Annotated in this window: 13 protein-coding genes; 3 read left to right on the top strand and 10 right to left on the bottom strand. The window is 71.1% G+C overall.

Features of this window, described 5'->3' with window-relative positions:
* Window positions 1–58: 58 nt before the first annotated feature.
* Window positions 59–4303, top strand: coding sequence for a ThuA domain-containing protein (locus tag G569_RS0102520; protein WP_037494217.1), 4245 nt, complete (start codon window positions 59–61; stop codon window positions 4301–4303).
* A gap of 46 nt (window positions 4304–4349) precedes the next feature.
* Here G569_RS0102520 and G569_RS0102515 read toward each other — a convergent pair whose 3' ends face one another.
* From G569_RS0102515 to G569_RS57085, 3 genes are read right to left on the bottom strand one after another with little or no spacing between them, the layout of a single operon-like run.
* Window positions 4350–4799, bottom strand: a complete 450-nt coding sequence (locus G569_RS0102515; protein WP_157591770.1) for a hypothetical protein — start codon at window positions 4797–4799, stop codon at window positions 4350–4352.
* Between the two features lie 25 nt (window positions 4800–4824).
* Window positions 4825–5859, bottom strand: coding sequence for a serine hydrolase (locus tag G569_RS44990; protein WP_053225732.1), 1035 nt, complete (start codon window positions 5857–5859; stop codon window positions 4825–4827).
* Window positions 5823–6989, bottom strand: coding sequence for a zinc ribbon domain-containing protein (locus tag G569_RS57085; protein ID WP_157591769.1), 1167 nt, complete (start codon window positions 6987–6989; stop codon window positions 5823–5825). Before G569_RS57085 ends, G569_RS44990 begins: the two co-directional genes overlap by 37 nt.
* A 93-nt stretch (window positions 6990–7082) precedes the next feature.
* Between G569_RS57085 and G569_RS0102500 the strand changes: the two genes are divergently transcribed.
* Window positions 7083–7796 (top strand): class I SAM-dependent methyltransferase, encoded by a 714-nt coding sequence (locus G569_RS0102500; RefSeq protein WP_037494215.1) that lies wholly within the window; start codon window positions 7083–7085, stop codon window positions 7794–7796.
* Here the strand turns inward: G569_RS0102500 and G569_RS0102495 are convergent.
* The 5 genes from G569_RS0102495 to G569_RS57080 form a co-directional block, all read right to left on the bottom strand.
* Window positions 7793–9481: a hypothetical protein gene (locus G569_RS0102495; protein WP_028062241.1), complete on the bottom strand. Its 1689-nt coding sequence runs from the start codon at window positions 9479–9481 to the stop codon at window positions 7793–7795. The two genes, G569_RS0102500 and G569_RS0102495, sit on opposite strands and share 4 nt — an antisense overlap.
* A gap of 21 nt (window positions 9482–9502) precedes the next feature.
* A complete protein-coding gene (locus G569_RS0102490) occupies window positions 9503–11392 on the bottom strand; it encodes a hypothetical protein (RefSeq protein ID WP_157591768.1) in 1890 nt (629 codons plus the stop codon).
* On the bottom strand, window positions 11386–12927 hold the full coding sequence (locus tag G569_RS0102485) for a MopE-related protein (RefSeq protein ID WP_037494213.1): 1542 nt from the start codon (window positions 12925–12927) through the stop codon (window positions 11386–11388). Before G569_RS0102485 ends, G569_RS0102490 begins: the two co-directional genes overlap by 7 nt.
* A gap of 131 nt (window positions 12928–13058) precedes the next feature.
* Window positions 13059–13304 (bottom strand): hypothetical protein, encoded by a 246-nt coding sequence (locus tag G569_RS0102480; protein ID WP_028062238.1) that lies wholly within the window; start codon window positions 13302–13304, stop codon window positions 13059–13061.
* 40 nt (window positions 13305–13344) lie between these two features.
* A complete protein-coding gene (locus G569_RS57080; protein WP_053225730.1) occupies window positions 13345–15813 on the bottom strand; it encodes a putative bifunctional diguanylate cyclase/phosphodiesterase in 2469 nt (822 codons plus the stop codon).
* Window positions 15814–15870: 57 nt separating this feature from the next.
* Between G569_RS57080 and G569_RS0102470 the strand changes: the two genes are divergently transcribed.
* The gene (locus G569_RS0102470; RefSeq protein ID WP_028062237.1) at window positions 15871–17523 is read left to right on the top strand and encodes an SLC13 family permease; all 1653 of its coding nucleotides are present in this window, start codon (window positions 15871–15873) and stop codon (window positions 17521–17523) included.
* On the opposite strand, the gene G569_RS0102465 is transcribed toward G569_RS0102470, so the two are convergent.
* Together G569_RS0102465 and G569_RS0102460 are read right to left on the bottom strand one after the other, a co-directional pair.
* Window positions 17489–20461: a KGGVGR-motif variant AAA ATPase gene (locus G569_RS0102465; RefSeq protein WP_028062236.1), complete on the bottom strand. Its 2973-nt coding sequence runs from the start codon at window positions 20459–20461 to the stop codon at window positions 17489–17491. The two genes, G569_RS0102470 and G569_RS0102465, sit on opposite strands and share 35 nt — an antisense overlap.
* Window positions 20458–21435: a hypothetical protein gene (locus tag G569_RS0102460; protein ID WP_028062235.1), complete on the bottom strand. Its 978-nt coding sequence runs from the start codon at window positions 21433–21435 to the stop codon at window positions 20458–20460. The genes G569_RS0102465 and G569_RS0102460 overlap by 4 nt, the downstream gene beginning before the upstream one ends.
* Between the last annotated feature and the right edge of the window lie 7 nt (window positions 21436–21442).

Here is a 21442-nt window from a genome sequence, read left to right as displayed (position 1 = left end):
GGGAACGGCGTCAGCGAATCTGCGGCCGAAAGCCGCGGCGCCGGCGAAGGTCCTCGTGGTGACCAGCGCACAGGACGCGGTCACGACGGCGGGCATCGCCGCCATCAATCAGGCGGCGAGCAGTGGCGACTTCACGGTCGACGCGCCGGCGCCGGCCGACGTCGGGGCGAAGTTCACGCCGGGCGGCCTGGACGCCTACCGCGCCGTCGTGTTCCTCGACACGGGTCTCGCCAGCCCGCTGACCGATGCACAGCGCGCGGTCTACGAGACGTACTTCAAGAAGGGCGGCGGCTTCGTCGGCATCGGGTCGGCGATCGAGACCGACCCGAACTGGACGTTCCTGAGCAACGCGCTCGGCACCCGCGCCTCGGGGCGCACGACGGTGCAGACCGGCACCGTCAAGGTCTTCGACCGCGTCCATGACGCGACCAAGGGCCTGCCCGAGTACTGGGACCGCACCGACGCTTTCTACAACTACACGGTCAACGTCCGCGGGGCGTCGCACATCCTCTCGACGGTCGTCGAGGACCCGTTCGAGCCGCAGCCCAACGGCAACACGCTGAAGGGCATCACCGGCGGCACGATGGGCGCCAACCACCCGGTCTCCTTCTGCAAGGACTACCTGGGCGGCCGCTCCTTCTACACGACGCTGGGCAACACGGCCGAGAGCTTCGACGCCGACCTGGTCAAGCACCTGCGCGGCGCGATCAATTGGGCCGCCGGCCAGAGCGATCCGGTCTACAGCGACTGCGGCGCGACGGTGCGCGCGAACTACCAGGAGACCAAGGTCTCCGCGCCGCCGAACCTCGACGAGCCGATCGGCTTCGACCAGTTCCCCGACGGCCGCCTGCTCCAGACGGCGCGCCAGGGCCAGGTGCACCTGCACAACCCGGCGACCGGGCAGGAGCAGATCATCGCGAACTTCGCCGATCCGAGCCTGCCGACGACGATGCGGATCTACACCAACCAGGAGGACGGCCTCTACGGCGGCGCCGTCGACAACAACTTCGACTCCGACCACTGGGTCTACCTCTACTACTCGCCGCAGACCGTCCAGAACGTCAAGCTCTCGACAGGACAGGTCGTCACGCAGACCACGCCGAACACGAACGCGCCGAACTCGGCCGCCTCGCTCACGGCGTGGGATCCGTACGTCGGCTACTTCCAGCTCAGCCGCTTCAAGTTCATCGACGACGCCCCGGGCGCGCCGGCGCACCTGGACCTGAGCTCCGAGCAGCAGATCCTGCGCGTCTCGAACAACCGCCAGGAGTGCTGCCACGTCGCCGGCGACATGGACTTCGACAAGGACAACAACCTGTGGATCACCACGGGTGACGACACGCCGGCGGCGGGCATCGACGCCAACGGCTACGGCCCGTTCGAGGACCAGTTGCTCGACGAGCAGCAGACCGTGCGCGCGACCAACGCGACGGGCGGCACGTTCACGCTGACCTTCAACGGCCAGACGACCGCGCCGATCGCCTACAACGCCACCGCGGCCGTCATCGACGCGGCGCTCGAGGCGCTCCCGAACGTCGGCGCCAACAACATCCAGACCAGCGGCGGCCCGGTCAACACGGCCAACGTCAACGTGTTCTTCCGCCGCACGCTCCAGCAGTCCAACCAGAACCAGATCAGCGGGAACGGCTCGGGCCTGACGGGCACCACGCCGACCCTGACCACGGCGACCACCCAGGAGGGCGGCTGGTTCCAGCGGCCGACGGGTGACGACCGCCGCTCGACGCTGAACACGAACGACCTGCGCGGCAAGCTGCTGCGCATCCACGTCAAGGACACCATGACGTCGGCCGACTTCAACAAGGCCGACACGGGCGATGGATCCGGCGCCTACACCGTCCCGGCGGGCAACCTGAAGGACTACTCGAAGGCCAACTACCCGGTCGTCGCCAACCAGCCCGGATTCGACACGAAGTTCCGTCCCGAGATCTACGCGATGGGCTTCCGCAACCCGTTCCGCCTGCAGGTCGACGAGAACGGCGTGGCCTACGTGACCGACTACTCGCCGGACGCACAGACCCCGGCGCGCAGCCGCGGGCCGTCAGGCGTCGGGCGCATGGAGATCGTCCGCCACCCGAGCAACTTCGGCTACCCGATCTGCTACCGCAAGGACCTCGGCTACTACCGCTGGAACTTCCGCGAGTTCGCGCCGGGCACGACCACGCTCGGCACGCCGCTGGACAACCCGCCGCAGCCGATCGACTGCGGTAACCCGGACGCGCTGCTCAACGACTCGCGCTGGGTGCGCGACGGCGGCCCGGCCTTCGAGCCCGGCCTGTCGCTGACCCCGCCCGAGCAGAACCCGGACATCTGGTACTCGTACCGCGACAACAACACGTCCCAGCCGCTGGGCACGCCCTGCTTCGGCTACTACGCGACCACCCCGGGCGCGATCGCCCCGGGCTCGACCACCGAGTGCCCGCGCCTGTTCCCGGAGCTGTACACGGGCGGCGTCGGCCCGCACGGTGCCGTCAAGTACCACTTCGACGCGAGCAACACGTCGACGCGCAAGTTCCCGGCCTACTACGACAACTCGATCTTCCTGGGCGAGTACACGCAGGACACGCTCCGTGAGATCAAGCTCGACTCCCAGAACCGCATCTTCAAGATCAACTCGCTCCTGGACTGCGGTCAGGCGAACATCGCCAACCCGGTGTTCGACATGGAGTGCGACAACCCGATGGACATCCAGTTCGGCAAGGACGGCGCGCTGTACCTGCTGACCTACGGGGACTCCTTCTACTCGGCCAACCCGGACGCGGGCCTGTACCGGTTCGACTACGTCAAGGGCAAGCGGGCGCCGAAGGCCGTGCTGTCCACCGACAAGACCGACGGCGCGCTGCCGCTGGCCGTGCAGTTCACGGGCTCGAACTCCAGCGACGCCGACCCGGGCGACTCGATCCGGTTCGAGTGGGACTTCGGTGACGGCTCGGCGATCTCCACCGAGGCCAACCCGAGCCACACCTACACCAAGGCCGGCCGCTACAACGCGATCCTCACGGTCTATGACTCCTCTGGTCAGAAGACCGCGATCTCGACCACCATCACGGCCGGCAACACCACGCCGACCGTCCAGGTGATCGCCCCGATCGCCGGCGGCCTGTGGAGCTTCGGCGACACGATCCAGTACAAGGTCGTGGTCACCGATCCGGAAGAGCCGTCGATCGACTGCAAGGACGTCCAGGTGACGTTCGTGCTCGGCCACGACTCGCACGGCCACGCCGAGCAGACCGGCAACGGCTGCACGGGCTTCCTGAACACGATCGCCTCAGACGTCACGCACGGCGGCAACGTGTTCGGCGTGATCGCCGCGCAGTACACCGACAAGGGCGGCTCGGGCGGCCAGGCGCCGTCGCTGACCGGCTCGGGCCAGACGATCGTCCGCCAGAAGCATCAGGAGGTGGAGTTCGTCGTCAACCAGTCGGGCACGAGCACGGCCACCAACACCGACACCACCGGCCAGAACGGCGCCGTTCACCGCAGCGGCATCGGCCAGGGCGACTGGCTCCAGCTCAACGGGCCGATCAACCTGTTCCAGACGGACACGATCGCGTTCCGCTACGCCGACGGCGGCACGGGTCGCACCGCCGGCTCCCCGCTCGCCGCGATCGACCTGCGGCAGGACTCGATCACCGGCCCGGTCATCGCCACGGCGGCGTTGACCTCGACCGGCGGCACCGGTGTGTGGGCGACCACCACGGTTCCGCTCACCGGTGTCGCGAGCGGCGCGCACGAGCTGTTCCTGACGTTCCGCACCGTCACCGGCGGCGCCACCGGAGCCAACCTGCTCAACCTGAACTGGGCGGAGTTCGGCGGCAACGGCGTGACGGTCCAGTCGACGTCGGCGAACGGCGACACGGGCGCTTCGGTTCCCGCGACGCTGTCGTTGTCGCTCGGCACGCCGGCCACGTTCGGCGCGTTCACGCCGGGCGTCGCCAAGACGTACACCGCGGCGACGACCGCCAACGTGATCTCCACCGCGGGTGACGCGACGCTGTCCGTCGCCGACCCGAGCCCGGTGGCGACGGGCCACCTCGTCAACGGGACGTTCTCGCTCCCGGCCGCCGTTCAGGCGAAGGCGAGCAGCCCGCTCGGCACCGGCGCCGCGGCGTTGGCCGACGTGGGCGGCGCGGCCGCCCCGACCACGCTGTTGACCTACGCCAACCCGGTCGCCAACGACCAGGTCTCGGTCGTCTTCTCGCAGGCGATCGGCGCCACCGACGCGCTCCGCACGGGCACGTACGGCAAGACGCTGACGTTCACGCTGTCGACGACGACTCCGTAAGCCCGGTGGGCGTCGCGGCGATCAGGGTGATCGCCGCGGCGCCCGCTCAGGCGCCGCAGGGACTGGCTGTCCCGTTGCCGTTGCGGCAGTAGGTCGCCTTGCGAGCCTTCGTGGTGAGGATGTCGGCCGCGTCGGTGTACTTGATCGTGAACTGCGTCTTCTGACCGACCTTCGGTTCCGGGAACGTCTTGGAGAACAGGCTCGGGTCAGGGACCTCCGCGGAGGTGATGGTCGCGGTGATCACGGGCCGCTTCTTGGTGCCGCGCGGGTTGGAGAGCTTGTAGCGGACGGTGTACACGTGCGTGCAGCAGCCGTCGTCGACGCTTTCCCTCGCGGTGCCGTTGCTGAAGATCTTCAGCTGCCGCGTGTGACCGGTCCACTGGCCGGTGAACGTCTTCAGCGTCACCTTCGCCGGCACGTCAGGCTGGGCCGTCGCTGTCGTCGTCGCGATGCTCGCCAACGCCGTGATCAGCACGGCCGCCAGGACTCGTTTCACGCTCATCCTCCGTTTCGCATGGGATTCAGCAGGCCGCTTGCGCGGGCACGGCTTGCATGTTCGCGTGCTCGACCAGCCAATGCGCGATCGACGTCAGCGCGCGGGTGCCGCTCTCGTGGGACCCGTCGGACGGGCGGCTCGCGATCGCCACCGCAAGCGGCTTTCCGGCCACGTCGATGATCCCCATCTGCCGGTTCAGGTAGCCGCCGCCCTGCCCGGGCTGTGAGCCCGGACCCCAGCCGCCTTTGAGTTGCGCGGGGACACCCGCGGAGCCGAGTCCCCACTTCTGCGCGGGGATGACCTGGCCCATGAGGTTGAGCACCGCCTGGCCGGACGCCGAGCACGGCATCGCCGCGGTGAAGCGTGCCTGGTCGGCCAGCGTCCAGACGGTCTGGCCGAACGGGGTTAAGCCGGAGCGCAGGGTCCGCGCCTGGACCTGTGTGCTCTGGTCGCCGCCGCGGCGGAGCTCGTCGTCCGCTGCGGCCGCCGCCTGATCGGCGGAGCCCAGCGAGTCCCAGAGCCTCGTGGCGGCACCGTTGTCGGAGGCGGTGATGGCCGCGGCCAGGTTCTGCTGCTGCGCGCCTTGGCCGCCGGCGTCGACGACCGCCATCGCGACCGGCACCTTCGACGTCGACCACGCGATCACCGAGTTGAGCGAGCCGACGCGCTCGACGCGACGACCGGTGCCGACCCCGGAGACGGCGAGACCTTGCTCGCCGCCGAGCTGCTGCGCGAGCCGGTTGAAGCTCGCGCGGTCCGCGTCCGACAGGATCGCGTTCGAGCGCGACTTGCGCCGAGCGGGCTCGTCCTCCTGCTCGGGCGTGGCCGTCGGGAGCGCGTTCCGGTCCTCGTCCTGGCCTGCCTCTGGGAGGCTCGTGTCGGGGGCCTTCTCGTCCTCGAGCTGCGGCGGGGCGACGGCGTGCGCGACGACGGCTTCGTCCTGCGGTTGTTCCGCCGCGTCGGCGCCACCACACCCGGCGAGCGCCGCGGCGGCCAGCAGGCCGACCGCGGCGCGCCGCGAGATCAGAACGTCACCGAGGCGTTGTTGCCGCCGGAGCATGTGACGCCGCTGCCGGACGGTCGGCAGTTCATCGTGTAGGTCGTGTCGGTCACCGGGCTGTACACGCGCACCGACGCGGTGGAGCCGGGTGCGTCGTAGTACGCGTCGCGGACATTGAGCGCGAACGCGCACGACGTGTTCGGGCCGGCGAACACACCGCCGCCGCACGAGGTCCCGCTCGGTGTGCCCGAGCTCGCGCCCGAGGACGACCCGGAGCCGCGGCTCTCGCCTTCACGCTTGGCCTTTGCGCGCTTGGCCGCCGCACGTCGGTTCAACGTCCGCGACGTCGTGCGCGCCCAGGAGGTCAGCCGGTCCGCGCCGCTGACCGTCTCCTGCTCGCCGGCGATCGTCGGCCCGGCCGCGTGCAGCGCGCTGACGAGGTTCGACGAGAGCGTCTGCAGCTGGCTGGCGCCCGCGACGGTCGGGTGATTGAGCACCGACGCGACCGCGGCCATGTACGCGACCTCGCGATCGATCACCTGCTGCGCGGCGCCCGCGATCGCCTGCTGACCGTCGGGGACGGTCAGGGCGTTGAGCGCTCCGCTCGCGGCCGTGGTCGCCTGCTGCGCCTGCCGGACCGCGAGCCGCGCCGAGTCGGGCTTTGTGCCCTTCAACGCCACCAGGCGCGATGACACCTGCTCGTTGGCGCCGAGCACCGGCCCGAAGGCCTTCGCGACCTGCTGCTTGTACACCGTGGCGGTCGACGCGCCCTGCCTGATCGCCTGTTGGGACTTGGGGTTGTCGTCAGAGCCGGCGGAGAAGATCAGCACGACCGCGATCACGGCGACCGCGACCAGCGCGAACGCGGCGATCGCGATCGGCAGCCACCGGCGGTTCGCGTGCTGTCGCGGCGGCGTCGGCGGCGGCTCCGGCGGGCGGCTGAATCGCGGCGTCTCGACCGGGTCTTCCAGCACCTCGGTCGGAGCCTCGGCGTCGGGCTCGGACAGCGTGCCGCGCCCGTTGAGCTCGGACACAGGAGCTTCGGGTTCTGTCCCGCCGGCGAGCGCCGCGGCGGCCATCGCCGGCGTGATCGCCTGATGGACGCCGCTCGGCGTCCCGCAGCCGGTACAGAACTTGTTGCCAGCGGGGATCCCGGTCCCACACTGTCCGCAGAAACTCGCCGTCTCCATGCCCCTCGCGCTCCCTGTTTACCTTCTTTGGAAGGTCGAGAATGGTACAGCTGATCAACGAATGTCAACTAAACGCTTGTCCAGGAGTGGTCGATGACCGGAGATGAGCACGCACGGCGGGCGGCGGCGTTCGGGGTGCAGGCCCGCGCGTATGCGCGTGGGCGACCCGGGTATCCCGCGGAGGCGCTTCGGTGGTGCCTGCCAGCGGGGGCGCGGCGTGTGCTGGACCTCGGGGCCGGCACCGGGAAGCTCACGGAAGGGCTGCTCGAACTCGGGGTGGAGGTCGTTGCCGTCGAGCCTTCGGCTGAAATGCGGGCGCTGGTGCCACGTGCGGCGCAGGCGGTCGCGGGGGCCGCGGAGGCGATCCCGCTACGCGACGGGAGCGTCGACGCCGTGCTGGTCGGGCAGGCGTTTCACTGGTTCGAGCGCGACGCGGCGCTCGATGAGATCGCGCGAGTGCTGCGGCCCGGCGGCGGGGTCGGGTTGCTGTGGAACCGGATTCGCGCGCAAGAGGGGTGGGTCGCGGAGATCGCGGCGCTGATGCACGAGGCCAGCCATGTCACTGACCTGGACGCTCCGTGGAGTGGGCGCGAAGACCTGAACGACCCCGAGTGGCGGGTGTTCGTCCACACGCAACACACGGATGCCGAGCGCCTGGTCGACAACGTCGCCTCGCGCAGCCTCGTGATCCTGCAGACGCCGGAGGAGCGCGAGCGCGTGCTCGAGCGGGTCGGTCAGATCGCTCCGGAGGGACGCTTCGAGATCCCGCTCGAGTGCGGCGTGTGGCGCGCTGCGCGGACGGCCTAGAAGGAGCGCGCGAGTCGGTAGCCGCACTGCGCACTCGCCGGCGGTAGGCGGAGCGGCACGCTGCGCTTGCCCGCCCGGAACCCGCGCACGCCCACGTCCGGGAGGAACGCGAACCACGCGTCCTCCCCCGGCAGCGACACACGGCGGGTCCGCAGCTTGCGGCCACCGTCGAGCAGCACGGTCGGGGTCGCCAGCTCGTCCGGGAAGCGGCCGTAGATCAGCGCGACGCGGGTGTCGCACGGAACCACGACCGCGCCGTGGTAGGGCAGGAACGGGCCGTCGATGGGCGTTCCCGGGTTGCGGATCGTGCAGAAGCCGGGGCCGAAGGCGGCGCTGACGCACGCGGGGGAGCCGGCGACCTGCAGACGGACGCCTGCGCGCTGAGCGAGCACGCGCCGGCCGACGGGGTGCGGGACGCGGTCGGCTCCGGTGCCGATGACCGCGCCGGCGGCGTTGCGGACGACCACCCGGACGACGTCTCGGCGAACGCCGACGTCCGCGCTGAACAGGCGCACGTCCCAGCGGCCCGTGTAGCGAGTCGTCCGCACCGTGATCGATGCGCCACGGTCGCGCACCAGGGTGACCCGTGCGGCGTCGCGGCTCAGCACGCCGGCGACCACGCTCCCGCGCCGGAGCAGCGACGGCGAGTCGGAGTCCACGGGCGGCGATGGGCAGTCGCTCGGCACCAACGCGGCCTCGAGCGTCGCGCACAGCGTGTCGCCCTGCTCGCCCACGAGCAGCGGCCCGACGGCGACACCGGTGGGCGCCGTCACGGGCACGAAAGGCCCGTCGAAGCGATCGTCGCCGGCGTCAGGGCCCGGACACGGTTGACCGCCCGGCGCCGTGCCGACGTCCACAGCGGCGACCACCTGGCCGGTCGCGTCGAGGGCGGCGGCCGCGCGCACCGCCTCGCCACGCGGCGCGAGCGCGCCGATCGCGCGCGATCCGCCGAACGCCGCCGGGAGCTCGATCGTCGCCACTGTCACCTCCGCGCCGCTCCCGAGCGTGAGTCGCACCCCCGCGACGCCCGACGGGACGACGCCGCCGACGAGGCTCTGTCCTGCGCAGGCGTCGAGGATGGACAGCGCGTTGTCGCAGACCGAGCCGCCTCCCGAGGAGTTGGCGAGATCGACGCACGCGACCATCCGGACGCGGTCGAGCTGCTCGGGTGTCGGGTCGATCCTGGGCTCGACGTAGGCCTCGACGCCCTCCTCGCGGTCGCCGAAGACCTGCACGGGAGGGATGTCGGAGTCGTCGGGGCTCCGCAGCCCGTCGACGATCCCGAGCAGCGCACCGTCCGCGCCGTAGAAGCGCACCCACGCCGTCTTGCGGTCGTCGAGCAGGATGAAGCGGGCCGCGAAGGCGCGGTGCGCGGAGGTCGTCAAGCGTCTGCGGTGCCCGGCGCCGTCGTCGGTCTCCGCCACGACGACCGATCCCGGAACGGCGACGGCGAACACGTCCCCGCCGAGCTCGGCGGACACCCGCAGCGGGCGGAACGGGGACCGCGGGACCGACCCACACTGCGAACCCTGGTAATGCCGCGAGCGCCGCAATGTCAGGCACAGCTCACCATGCGACTTGGCCGCCTCGAGCGTCAGCGTCCCGAGGCGCGCGACCGTCGCCGCCTGCGCCGGAGCGCAGCAGATCAGAACCAGTACGGCGACGAGGAGTGCACGGGCGGCCATGCACCATTCATAGACGACGACTCAGGTCACACGCACCGTGGCCCGATCCGTACTGACGCGCCCGTCGGCGGTCCGCAGGCTGATGGTGAGCCGATAGCTCCCCCGCGGCGTGTTGCCGGTCGCCCAGCGGATGCCCCAGCGGCCCGCGGCCACCGACCGGGAGACACGCTTGACGACCTTGCCGCCCTTGCGCTGGACGGTCAGCTCCGCCGTGCCCGCGTCGGTGCCCAGCGACACGACACGGACGGTGTGGCCGCGACGGACCGAGCTGGGGTGCGAGAGCACGGCGAGGACGAGCTTCGCCGGCGCGGCGGCTGCCGCTGCGACCGGTCGAGCCGCCGCGGGCTGAACCGGCGGCTGCTGCACATCGGCGGGCGGAGTCACGAAGCGCCCGCCGGGCCCGAACACCGGCGACGGCGTGCCGGCGTAAGCGAACGGGAGGTACTCGTAGATCGTCGCCGGCGCGAGCCCGTGCAACTCCACCACCGCGAGCAGCGGGTTCGTGGGCGCGAACGAGGTCCACAGCGGCGGACCCCCGACCGCGGCGGTGCGGACACCGAGGTCGTAATGCAGGCCGAACGTGTCGACGGACAGCAACAGCGCGGCCGCGGTGGCGGCGGGGTAGGAGGTGGCATCGTCGCTCCAGTCGGGCGTGAGGCGGGTGACGCGAATCCGCTCGCAGCACCCGCGCCCGCCGGGCGGAGCGGGAGTCTTGCCGTCGTCATTGCTGAAGGCCGCCCAGGGCAGGCCGCCGACCTCCGCGAGCACCGGGCCTTGGCCGAACGCCGAGCCGTGCACGCCGATGATCGGCCCTCCTGAGGCGACCCAGGCGCCGTCGACCAGGCGGGCGGCGCGGCCCTCGTTCTGCCCGCGCCACGCGACCCAGAGCACCCCGCCGACGTCGGCGATGCTCGGGTCCGAGCCACCGGCACCCGGGGGCGAGCCGCCGCCGAGCAGCTGCCAGCCGGTGCCGGCGGCGTCGAGGCCGTAGACCGACGTGCCGCTGGGCGAACCGAACGCGACCACCGGCCGCCCGCCGACGACCGCGAAGTTCGGCACGGAAAGGCCGCCCGCCGATAGCGCCCGCTCCGCCACGACGCCGCCGACCTGAGTCCACGCCGAGCCGTCGACGCGGGCCACGCGGATCTGCAGCGCGAGCCCGTCACCGGTCACCACGGATTGGATGTACGCCACCCAGGGGACGCCGTCGACGAGGGCGAGGTCCGGCCGGGCCGAGTCGGTCGGCAGCGCGGAGGCTGAGCCGCCGCCGACGGTCTTCCACTCGTCCCCGCTCCACCGCATCACCCACACGCGCCCCGGCTCGGAGTCAGGCACGAACAGCGAGCCGGTCCCGCGATCGAACTCGTCGAAGGCGACATAGCGCTCCCCACCGCTCGCGGCGATCGACGGGTTGTCGGCGATCGACGGCCCGAGCCGCTCGTGGTTGATCGGGCGATTGGCGTCGCCGACGCGCGTCCACTGGGCCCCGACGCCCGTCGGCCGGGCGACGCGGATCTGCTTGTCCGTCGGCCCGTTGAAGTTCTCCGCCCACGCGACCCATGGCTCGCCGCCGCCACCGTCGGTGAGGTCGGGGTTGTCGGAGTTCGCCGTCGCCAGCCGGCTGATCGCGTGCTCGCCGAGCTCGTCGAGGTGCTCCCACTTCGTGCCCTCGGAGTCGAGCGCGGCGACGTGGATCATGCTGGCGTTGCCGGCCCCCGCGGCAGTCGCGTCCTCGGACCAGGCGATCGTGGCCCGCCCGCCGACCTCGGCGAGCGACGGCGCGGCGCCGTTGTGGTCGCCGACGTTGATCGGCGCGGCGAGGTCGACCGGCTCCAACCACCGCCCCCACGCGGGTGCGGCCGGTGCGAGGCACGCGACCACGGCCGCGGCCGCCGCGATCTGCCTCAGCATGCGACCGGCGTGGTCGCGCCGGCGGGCAGGCACTTGGTGGTGACCAGCGGCGCCTTGAGCTTGCGCACCTTGAGCGTCTTGACGATCCCCTTGAAGTCCGGGTTGGTCACCCGCACCTCGATCGTGGCGCCGACCGGCAGCTTGCGCTTCTTGTACGTCGGCAGCGGGACGCTGCCGACGCGGTTGCGCAACGTGACCTTCGCCGGGCACCCCCGGCCCTTGCACGTGGCGACGACGGTCGATCCCGCCGGCACCTGCTTGACCGTCAGCGACGCGAACGTCGTGCGCTTGGCGCCGGCGTTCGCCGACCAGCTGAGCGTGACGGGCGGGAGCGGCTGCTTCGGGTCGATCCCGTCGCAGTTCTCGTCGATCTTGTCGTCGGGGATCTCCGCGGCGCCGGGGTGGACGTTGGCGGCGGCGTCGTTGCAGTCCAGCGGCGGCGAGTAGCCGTCGTGGTCGGCGTCCTTGACCTCCACCGGGCGGACCGTCGGCTCGGGTGTGGGTATGGGTGCCGGGGAAACCGCGATCTCCTTGGTCACCGTCCCCACCGCCCCCTCGTCGTCGATCGCGTGGAAGCTGGCGTTGGACGTCGTGGTGTAGCTCCACTGCGTCGTGGCGACGTCGGACTCGATGAAGTTGCCGTCGCCGTTGAAGTCCCACGCGATCGAGGCGACCTTGCCGTCCGGATCGGTCGCCGTGGCGTTGAAGTCGATCGGCAGGCCGGCGACCGCCGGGCCGGACGTGAAGTCCACGATCGGCGGCCGGTTCTCGTACCAGAACGCTCCGTCGAGGGAGGTGATCAGCCCGCCTGACGCCAGATGCGTGTACGAGTCATAGAACGTGTCGGCCGGGACCAGCGCGTTGTTCGTGTTCTGGATGCGCGCCTTGGCCTTCATGTTGACCCGGAAGTTGCGCAGCGCGGGCGTGATCTGCACGACGCCGCCGAGCGCCGTCCCCGCGATCCCCGCCGCGGCCTGGGTCACCAGCGGCACCTTCGCGTTGGCGAGGTTCGTGAACTGCAGCTCGAGCTGCGTGGCCACGCTCACGGTCGTGAACGTGCCGCCGCACGGGATCAGGCACGCTCCCGGCATCGTCGTCGTCCCGATCCACACGAGCAGCCCCTGCGTCAGATCGGACTTCGTGGCGTCGAAGGTCAGGAGCTCGTCCTGCGAGCTGATCGCGCCGTCCATGGCCGCGCCCGGACGCTTGCCGGCGCGGTTGTCCAGGCCCCAGTAGAGGCGGACGAACCGCTCGGTGTCGAATGGAGCGGGCGTCGCCGTCCCGGTCGGGCAGATGGTCGCGCTCGTCGGCGTCCCACCCCCGAAGGTCCACGTGACACCGGCCGCCTCCCCCAGCGTTCCGAGCGTGCCCGCGGCGGGCGGCGTCATCACGCACACGTTCCCTCCGTGGCCGCTGTTCGCCCCTCCGGGCATGGGATACAGCGGGCCGGTCAGCCCCGCGGCCGATGCCGGCGCCGGGGCGGCGCAGGCCAACACGAAGAGCGCTCCGAGCGACCGGAGAACGACGTGGCGCATGGTCAACCCTCCTACGAGCCGGAGACCCAAGCCTTGAGCCGAGTAGACCGTGACCGCTCAGACCAAGTCAAGCGCTATACGCACCCGCAGGTTCGCTCTCAGAAGCAGGGAACTATGCGGTCACGGGCGCATCAATGGAGATACCTCGAACGAGGAAGCGCGTCAGAGCCAGAGGACGTCGAGGTCACCTCGCTCGGCGTGCCCTTCACCGGCTTGGCCGTGTACGTGAACGTGTGCGTGCGTGGGCGATGGTGCGGATGGCTGATCGTCAGCACGACGACGTCACGGCCGCGTGACGCCCCATGCACGACGAGGGCCGCGTTCGGCGGGTTCTCCGCGAAGCCCCGGTCGCGCCGGTGCTCGATGAACGCCGTCATCGCTCCTGCTGAATCGGCAGCGCCGGTCGGCGCTCGAGCCTCAGACAGCGGCCGCCGCGATGACGCCGAGGGCGTCGAGGAGCCGCGGGTCGTCGGCGTCGAGCGGGCGGGCGAAGTAGTAGCCCTGGCCGCGGTCGCACTCAAGAGCACGCAGGCGGTCGAGCTGCTCGATCGTCTCGATGCCCTCGGCGACGACCGACAGCCCGCGCAGGCGGGCGATCTCGACGATCAGGCGCACGAAGGCCTCGTCATCGTCGCTCGACGCCATGCCGTCGATGAACTCCTTGGCGATCTTCAGGCTGTAGAGGGGCAGGGACCGCATGTAGCTCAGCGACGAGTAGCCCGTGCCGAAGTCGTCGAGGGCGAGCCGGAGGCCGAGGGCGCGCAGGCCGTCGAGGGTCGCGCTGCCGGCGACGGCGTCGCGGACCAGCAGGGTCTCGGTGATCTCGAGGGTCAGGCGCTCGGCGGGCAGGCCGGTCTCGAGCAGCGTCGTGCGGACGTTGTCGATCAGGTCGGGGTCCTCGAGCTCGCGGGCGGAGAGGTTGACCTGGACGACGACCGGGGCGCCGCCGGCGGCGGTCCAGGCCACGCCCTGCTCGCACGCGCGACGGAGGACGTAGCGACCGAGCGGCACGATCAGCGACGTCTCCTCGGCGAGCGGGATGAACTCGACCGGCGGGATCCGCCCATGCTCGGGGTGCTGCCAGCGCACGAGGGCTTCGACGGCGGCGATCTCGCCGCTGGGCAGGTCGATGATCGGCTGGTATTGGACGATCAGCTGCCCGTCCTCGATCGCCTGCTTGAGCTGGTCGCGCAGGGAGTGGCGGCGCAGGACCGCCTCGCGCATGCCCGGGGTGAAGACCGCCAGCCGCCCCTTGCCCGCCGCCTTGGCCTCGTACATGGCGACCTCGGCGTCGCGCAGGAGCTCGGCGGCGTTCGCCGGCCCGCTCGCCACACCGACGCTGACGCTCGTCGGCAGCAGTCGCCCACCGACCGCGACCGGCGTCTCGAACGCGGCCAGGATGCGCTCCGCCGCCTCGACCGCGGTGTCCTCCCCACCGCGGACGAGCACCGCGAACCCGTCACCGCCGAGCCGGGCGACCAGGTCCTCCGCGCGCGCGGCGCGCGCGATGCGGGTGGCGGCGGCGGTCAGCAGCTGATCGCCGGTCGCGTGGCCGAGCGTGTCGTTGACGCCCTTGAAGTCGTCGAGGTCGATGGAGAGCACGGCGCCGTCGCCGGCGAGCGCCTCCTGCAGGAAGAGCGCGCGGTTGGCGAGCCCGGTGAGCGGGTCGTGGAAGGCCTGGTGGTGGAGCTGGTGCTGGAGGTCGCGGAGCTCGATCACGGACTGCTCGAGGCGGTCGAACTGGAGCGCCGCGCTGGCGTTGGTGGCGAGCGTCTCGAAGAGCGCCAGGTCGTCGGCGTCGAAACCGCGCGAGAGGCCGACGCGGTTGGCCAGCAGGATCGTGCCGATCACGTGCTCCTTGCCGCGCAGGACGGCGGCCATCGCGTTGCGGACGGGCCGCTCGCCCACCAGCACGCGAAGCGGCTCCGGCAACGCCTCCCCGAACGCCACGGGCCCGTCGGCGACCAGGTCGCGCAACGCGCGCGCCGCGTCCGCGTCCACCGGCTCCTGGCGCGCGCGGTCGGAGCCCGAGTCGAGCCGCGTCCGCAGCGGCGGGGTGTCGTCCTGTCCGAAGAAGATGACCTCGGCGCGCTCGGAGCGGAACGCCTCGCGGGCGCGCTCGAGCAGGCCTTCGACGGCGACGGCGACCTCGGGCGACTCCGTCAGCCCGCGATTGGCCTGGTAGAGGAATTCGACCTGTCGATGACGCTCGTGCTCGCGCACGTAGGCGCGGTAGCCGCCGAACGCGATCAGCACCGGGACGAGCAGGACCGGCAGGCCCTCCGGGCTCGTGTTGGCCACCATCCCGGCGATCAGCGCGAAGCTGACGTTCGCGCCGGTCACGAACAGGTCCGTGCCGAACATCTCCCGGAAGTCCTGCAACGACGGGCGGCCGTCGGCGAGCGTCAGCACCGACGCCAGCAGCAGGATCGTCATGACCTCGCCGGCGAGCATCGCGAGCATCGTCGCGACCCAGACGCGCGGGCCGAACTCCGGGTCCGCGCCGCCCACGACGTGGATGACGATCGCGGCGAGGATCACCGTGAACAGGAACTGCGCGGTGTTGAAGGTGAGCTTGATCAGCGGTTGGCGGCGGCCGATCATCGCCGCGGCCGTGCCGAGCAGGAGCGCGGCGATCGCCTCGTGGCCGGGCGCGAACAGCAGCGCGAAGACGATCGGGATCTCGGTCAGCGAGAACGAGAACCGGGTCGACTGGAACTTGAGGTTGACCGGCCAGCGCTCGCTGACCGCGATCGCCGCCGCGAGCGCCCACCAGGGAATGTGCGGCGTGGCGATCGCCTCGAAGCCGGCGACGTGCACCGCCATCGCGATCGCCGGAAGGGCGATCGCCAGGTTCAGCCACCAGACACGGTGCACGCGACGCATACCCCCGTGGATCGGCTCGCGACGACCCGCCTTGAGCCCACTTATCGTGTGCGCACGATGATCTACGTGGCCGCCGTGCTGGTCACCGTGACGCTGGTCGTCATGGCGGCCGGTTGGGTCGATCCGATCGTGGCGCTGCTCGCCGCGCTCGTCCTGGCGGGGATTCTCGGCCTGGCCGAGCCCAGCGAGCTGGCGGCGGGGCTCAGCAACGCCGGCGTGATCACGGTGGCGGCGATGCTGGTGATCGCGAAGGGGGTGGTGCAGACCGGCGTCGTCTCGCGCGCGACCTGGGCGCTGCTGGCCTCGACCCGGACCGCGCGGCAGGTCGTTCGGCGGCTGTCGCTGCCGATCGGGGTCGCCTCGGCGCTGATCAACACGACCCCGCTGGTGGCGATGTTGATCCCGGCGACCCGGCAGCTCGAGCAGACGCGGGAGATCCCGGCGCGATCGGTGCTCCTCCCACTCGCGCACGTCACCACGCTCGCGGGGTCGGTGACGTTGATCGGCACGAGCTCGAACCTCGTGATCGCGGGCATCGCCGGACAGCGCGACGTCGAGATGAGCATGCTGTCGTTCGCGGCGGTCGCGCTGCCGGTCGCGCTCGTTGGCTGGCTCGTCATCTACCTCGCCGGACCGAGCAGCCTGCGCGGCGAGCGCGACACCTCGACCCCGACCAAGGAGTGGCGGGTCGAGATCGAGATCACTTCACCCGCGCGCGCGGAGAACCGCCGCGCGGCCGACCTCGGGATCCTCCAGACGCAGGAGTTCGACCTCGTGGGCATCCAGCGCTGGGGCGAGCACCTCGCCCCGGACGCGCTGATCGAGGCCGGCGACGTGCTCGTGTTCGCCGCGACCGAGGAGGGCATCGACGCGATCTGGCGGACGCCGCTGTTCGGGATGGCGGCGCACCGGCTGTTCGCCGTCAGCGTCGGCACGGGGGAGTACGGCTCGCTCCACGACCTCGAGCGCGACGGCTCGCTGCGGATCATCGCCGCGCGCAGCCCCAAGCCCCTGCACGAGTCCGAGCTGATCCCGGGCGCCACGTGCTTCATCGCCGCCGACAGCGCCGACGCCGTCGAGCGCAACCCCGCCATCGCGCTCCTGCACGGCGGCGGGAGCCGCGCGCCGCAGCCGCGGAAGACCGGCGTCGCGCTCGCGGTGCTGCTCGCGGTGATCGTCGCCGCGTCGTTCGGCCTGACCCCGGCGGAGGTCGCCGCCACCGGCGGCGCCGTGCTGATGGTGATCACGGGGGTCCTGACGCCGGGCGCGGCGGCGCGGGCGCTGGAGCCGAAGGTCCTGGGTGTGCTCGCCGGGTCGATCGGGCTCGGCGCGATCGTGGTCGAATCAGGCCTCGCGGGCGAGATCGCGGACGCGATCTCCTCACTCTCCGGCGGGCCTTTCGCGCTGGTCGTCGTCCTGGCGGTCACGACCACCGTGATGACCAACCTCGTCACCAACGCGGCCACGGCCTCGATCGTGACCCCGGTCGCGATCGCCGTCGCGCGGGACATGCACGTCGACCCGGTGACGATCCTCGCCCTGGTCGGCACCTGCGTCTCGTTCACGCTGCTGAACCCGTTCAGCCACCAGTCCAACCTGATGGTCATGCAGCCGGGCGGTTACACCGGCGCGGTCTTCGCCCGCTTCGGGGCGCCCGTGCTCGCGGTGTGCCTGATCACCGTGTGCGGGGTGACCTATCTCCTGATCTGACGTCCTCCTCCCGTTCCAGGAGGCGGGAGATCAGGTCGAGGATCCGCGGGCCGCGGGAGCGGTCCTTCATAGCGCCCAGTTGGCGGACGTCGCGGAGCTCTCCCTCCAGGGCGTCGCGCAAGACCGCGCGCTCGGTCGCCGACAAGAGCGGCAACAGCTGGCTGGCGACGTCGAGCGCCTGATACTGCTCGAACGCCGTGCGAGACCTGGCGATGATCCAGGAGACGCCCTCGATCTGCCCAGGGTCGGCGCGGACGCGGAGCACGGCCAAGGCCACGATCGCCTCGCCTTGCCCGCCGCGCAGCATCTGCGCGATGTCGAGGCCTTCACCGAGGCCGTGCCGAGCCAGCTGGCGGAGTTCGCCCACGAGCGCGTTCATCCGCGCGGTGCGCGGGCCGCTGGGGGGCTCGGTCGCACGCAGCTCCTCGTACGCGTCCCCGTAGATGCGGGCTCCGTGCCGGCTGAGGCGGGCCGTGATGGCTTCGAACGAGCCTTCCGCGACGCTATCGAGAAGATCGGCTTCGAGGTCCGAGAGGTCGCCGCGTAGCCGGTCGGCCACTCCGTCGACACGACTCAGCTCCGCGCAGGCGGCGACGCCGGCCACGACGTCGTCGACAATTGACGCCGGCCCTACGTGCGTGACCTTGGCCAGCAGGAAGTCCGGGTCCGAGAGGACCTCTGTCACGTTCCTCGCCCGTGTTTCCCGTACCTCCCGGTCCGGCGTGATGGCGATGACCGCGAACAGATGCTGGAGCAGATGCGCGACGGCGTACGGCGTCCGGCTCGAGCTCCACGCCGTCTCGGCGTCCTCGAGCAGGTAGTCGATGATCGCCTCGTGGGACTCGTCCGCGTAGATCCCGAAGGACGGGTCGTCGAGCAGGAACTCGCGGAACGAGTCGTGGAAGAACTGCACGCCGCGCTTGGAGTCGACGACCAGGAACTGCGCCCATCGCTCGAGCGTGGCGTCGATCCGCGAGATCGGCTTGCGGACGATGGCCGCCAGCTCCTTCGGGCGCAGCGGCGCCCGCGCGACGGTCAGCACCCCGATCAACGCGGTGTCGTCGTGCGTTGACCCGAACAACCCGGTCAGCTCACGCCGGTAGAACGCGATCAGGTCGCTCGGCGTGTCCGTGATGAGGTGACCCTCCGCCACGCCGTCGAGCAAGAGGCGCGCGTAGAGGAAGTTGCCCCCGGAGCGGTGCACGATGTCGTCGATGAGGTCGCCGGCGCTGAGGGCGCCGGCGCGGCGCTCCACATAGTGGTGCAGGTCGGCGCTGGCGAACGGCTCGGCGCTGAGGTCGATGCGCCGGCCGGGCAGCGCACGCAACACGCGCAGGTCCGGCCGCGACGTGATGAGCCAGCGGATTCCGGGACCGATCGGCCTGACCTCGACACGCGCGAGGAGATCGAGCAGCGACTTGTCGCCGGTCAAGCCGGTCGCGGACTCCAGACCGTCGACGACGATCAGCAGCGGCTGCTGGAGGTGGACCAGCTGCAGCGGCTTCCAGATGAGCTCGTGGAACGCGACCTCGGCCGGGATGTCGCCGATCGCGATGTCGACGACCCGCACGTCTCCCGTGCTCGTGGCGCTGATCTGCTCGCTGGCGACCACGCGGATGTCGGGACCCTGCTGGTAGCGGATCGCTTGTGCGTAGGTGGGGTCGGCCGCGCCCAGCGCGCCGGCGAGTCGCTGCACGAACTGGCGCGCGTCGAGGCTGCCGAGGTCGTCGGGTCCGCAGCTGTGGAAGTAGGCGAGGCGGGCGTCGAGGCGCTCGCCGGTGCGCGCCTCATCGGCGATCCAGCGCGCAAGCGTCGTCTTGCCGGACCCCGGCTCGCCCGTCACCAGGAGCACGGGGTCCGCCGTCGTCGCCAACCAGCCGGCGACCTGATCGAGCGCCCAGTCGCGCGGGACGAACCCCTCGACCGTGGCGGCGCCCTCCCGCGAAAGTCCGCTATCTGCCTGGTGGAACTGCCGGGAGATCCGGCTCGTGCTGGGCGCGAGCGCGACGAGCGTCGCGGCGAGGCGGCCATAGGCGGCGGACATGTCCGCGGCGACCGCGCGGTCGGGCTCGAGGACCGACAGTGACTCCCGGAACGCATACGCCGGGACGTACGGGATCTTCAGGTCGATGAACAGCGAGTTCTCGAAGGTCAACCCGCGGGTGACGTGAGGCTCGAGGCGAGTCGCGAACTGGCGGGCGAACTCGTCCAGCAGCTCGCTCTCGCTGTTGTCGATCCGGCACGGCACCGCGACCACGTCGAGCGGCCGCCCGCGCCGCCCTTCGCTGACCAGTCCGGGGGCCCGAAGACTCTCGGCGATCAGCACGCATCCGTCGAGGTTCTGGCGGTTCGGCGCGACGCACATGACCACGGCGTCGGCGAGGTGGAACGTGCAGACGCCGCTAAGCTCGGTGACTCCTGTTCGGCTGTCGATCAGCACGACGTCGACGCTGCTGAGCGCCTCGTTCCTGAACCAGTCGAAGAAGACCTCGCCGTCCCAGCGCAGGTAGAACTCGTTCCAGTCGAAGCGCTGGACCCGCTCCGCGTACGTGGCGTACGCGCCGCTCGCCCGGCGGCCGGACGGCAGCAGCTGCAGGCTGCCGCTGCGGGGAAGCGTGAGCGGGACGATGAACTCCTTCAGCGGCTCCACCGGGAACGGCGGTTGGCCGGGTTCGGCGGGCGGCGGTTCTCCGATCCGCGGCAGTGAGCGCAGTTCCTTGTATGAGTGGAGCAGGTCGACGATCCCGCGACGCTCCTGCACCTCCTCCGGCGTGACGAGGTAGTCCTTCCCGTCGAAGAACCGCTCGAGCCCGGGCGCCTCGAGGTCCATGTCGACCATCAGCACGTGCAGCCCACGCCTGACCAGGAGCTCTGCGACGTTGGCGAGCGCCATCGAGCGGCCGACGCCGCCCTTGAACGAGTAGAACGTGTAGATCACTGCCGGCCGACCCGCATGTGGCGGACGATTCCGCTCCGCACGTCGAGGTCGACGGACATCGTCCTGATCCGGCTCCGCAACCACTGCTCGAACTGGTTGCTGTCAGCGGTCTCCGAGCACGTCCCGTAGTCCTCGTCCGGGTCGGCTTGCCGGCGCGCGTACTCGAGGTCGGCGAGGCGCATGGCCGGCACGTAGACCGATAGCTCGCGGCCGGCGACGAACGCCGCCGGCACCGGCGCGATCGCCACGACCGCGGTCGTCGGGTACGCGTCCAGCAAAGACCGGTGGAAGCGCGCCTGCACCTGGGGGTGGCGCATCGACAGGCTGTCGATGATCACGAGGCACTGTCGCCGCAGCCGCCGCAGTCGCAGCCGGTCATCGACGACCGACCGGATGTCGAGGATGTCCGGCTCGATCGCGGGCGCGTAGCGCTCAATCGTGTTGACGACCTCGAACGTGGCCCGGACCAGCTCATCCACGGTCGGCCCGGCGGCGGCGAACGGGCGCCAGTCCGTCGCGGCGTCGCCGTAGCGGTCCAGCCAGTCGTCGAGGCCTTCGTCGACCAGCAGTTGCTGGAACTGGTCGAAGTGCTCGCGCAGCTGGTCGGGGAGGCTGTCGAACGCGCTCCCGGCGACGAGGGCCTCGGCCTCGCCGCGATCCATCGCCACGACGACCACGGGTGCGACGACCGGCTGCGGCTCGTCCGGCGCTTTCGGGACGGTGTTGAAGACCGCGTTGCCGATGTTGATCTGCTGTTCGGTCGAGAAGTTCCCGAAGTCGAACGTGACCGGGGCCTGGCCGGGCGGCGCCAGCCGCGACTCCAGCTGGACGAGAAGGACGTTCATCGCGTCGACGTCGTACGCGCGGGCGCTCATGGCGCGCTGCAAGAGCTCGACGTTTGGGCGCATCGTGTCGTCGACGGTGCCGGCGAGCTCGGCGAGCCGCTCCGCGATCTGCTCCCAATCGAGGGCCATGCCCGGC

It is taken from the genome of Solirubrobacter soli DSM 22325 (assembly GCF_000423665.1).
GTDB lineage: Bacteria > Actinomycetota > Thermoleophilia > Solirubrobacterales > Solirubrobacteraceae > Solirubrobacter > Solirubrobacter soli.
Note: the sequence above shows the minus strand (reverse complement) of the source record. Positions and strands in the feature narration are given on the sequence as shown.

Bases quoted from the DNA above. Each gene is read 5' to 3' on its own strand.
- G569_RS57085 (WP_157591769.1), bottom strand. From the start codon at position 6,989: ATGGAGACGGCGAGTTTCTGCGGACAGTGTGGGACCGGGATCCCCGCT.
- G569_RS0102460 (WP_028062235.1), bottom strand. From the start codon at position 21,435: ATGGCCCTCGATTGGGAGCAGATCGCGGAGCGGCTCGCCGAGCTCGCC.
- G569_RS0102485 (WP_037494213.1), bottom strand. From the start codon at position 12,927: ATGCGCCACGTCGTTCTCCGGTCGCTCGGAGCGCTCTTCGTGTTGGCC.
- G569_RS0102495 (WP_028062241.1), bottom strand. From the start codon at position 9,481: ATGGCCGCCCGTGCACTCCTCGTCGCCGTACTGGTTCTGATCTGCTGC.
- G569_RS44990 (WP_053225732.1), bottom strand. From the start codon at position 5,859: ATGCTCCGGCGGCAACAACGCCTCGGTGACGTTCTGATCTCGCGGCGC.
- G569_RS0102480 (WP_028062238.1), bottom strand. From the start codon at position 13,304: ATGACGGCGTTCATCGAGCACCGGCGCGACCGGGGCTTCGCGGAGAAC.
- G569_RS0102490 (WP_157591768.1), bottom strand. From the start codon at position 11,392: ATGCTGAGGCAGATCGCGGCGGCCGCGGCCGTGGTCGCGTGCCTCGCA.
- G569_RS0102500 (WP_037494215.1), top strand. From the start codon at position 7,083: ATGACCGGAGATGAGCACGCACGGCGGGCGGCGGCGTTCGGGGTGCAG.
- G569_RS0102470 (WP_028062237.1), top strand. From the start codon at position 15,871: ATGATCTACGTGGCCGCCGTGCTGGTCACCGTGACGCTGGTCGTCATG.
- G569_RS57080 (WP_053225730.1), bottom strand. From the start codon at position 15,813: ATGCGTCGCGTGCACCGTGTCTGGTGGCTGAACCTGGCGATCGCCCTT.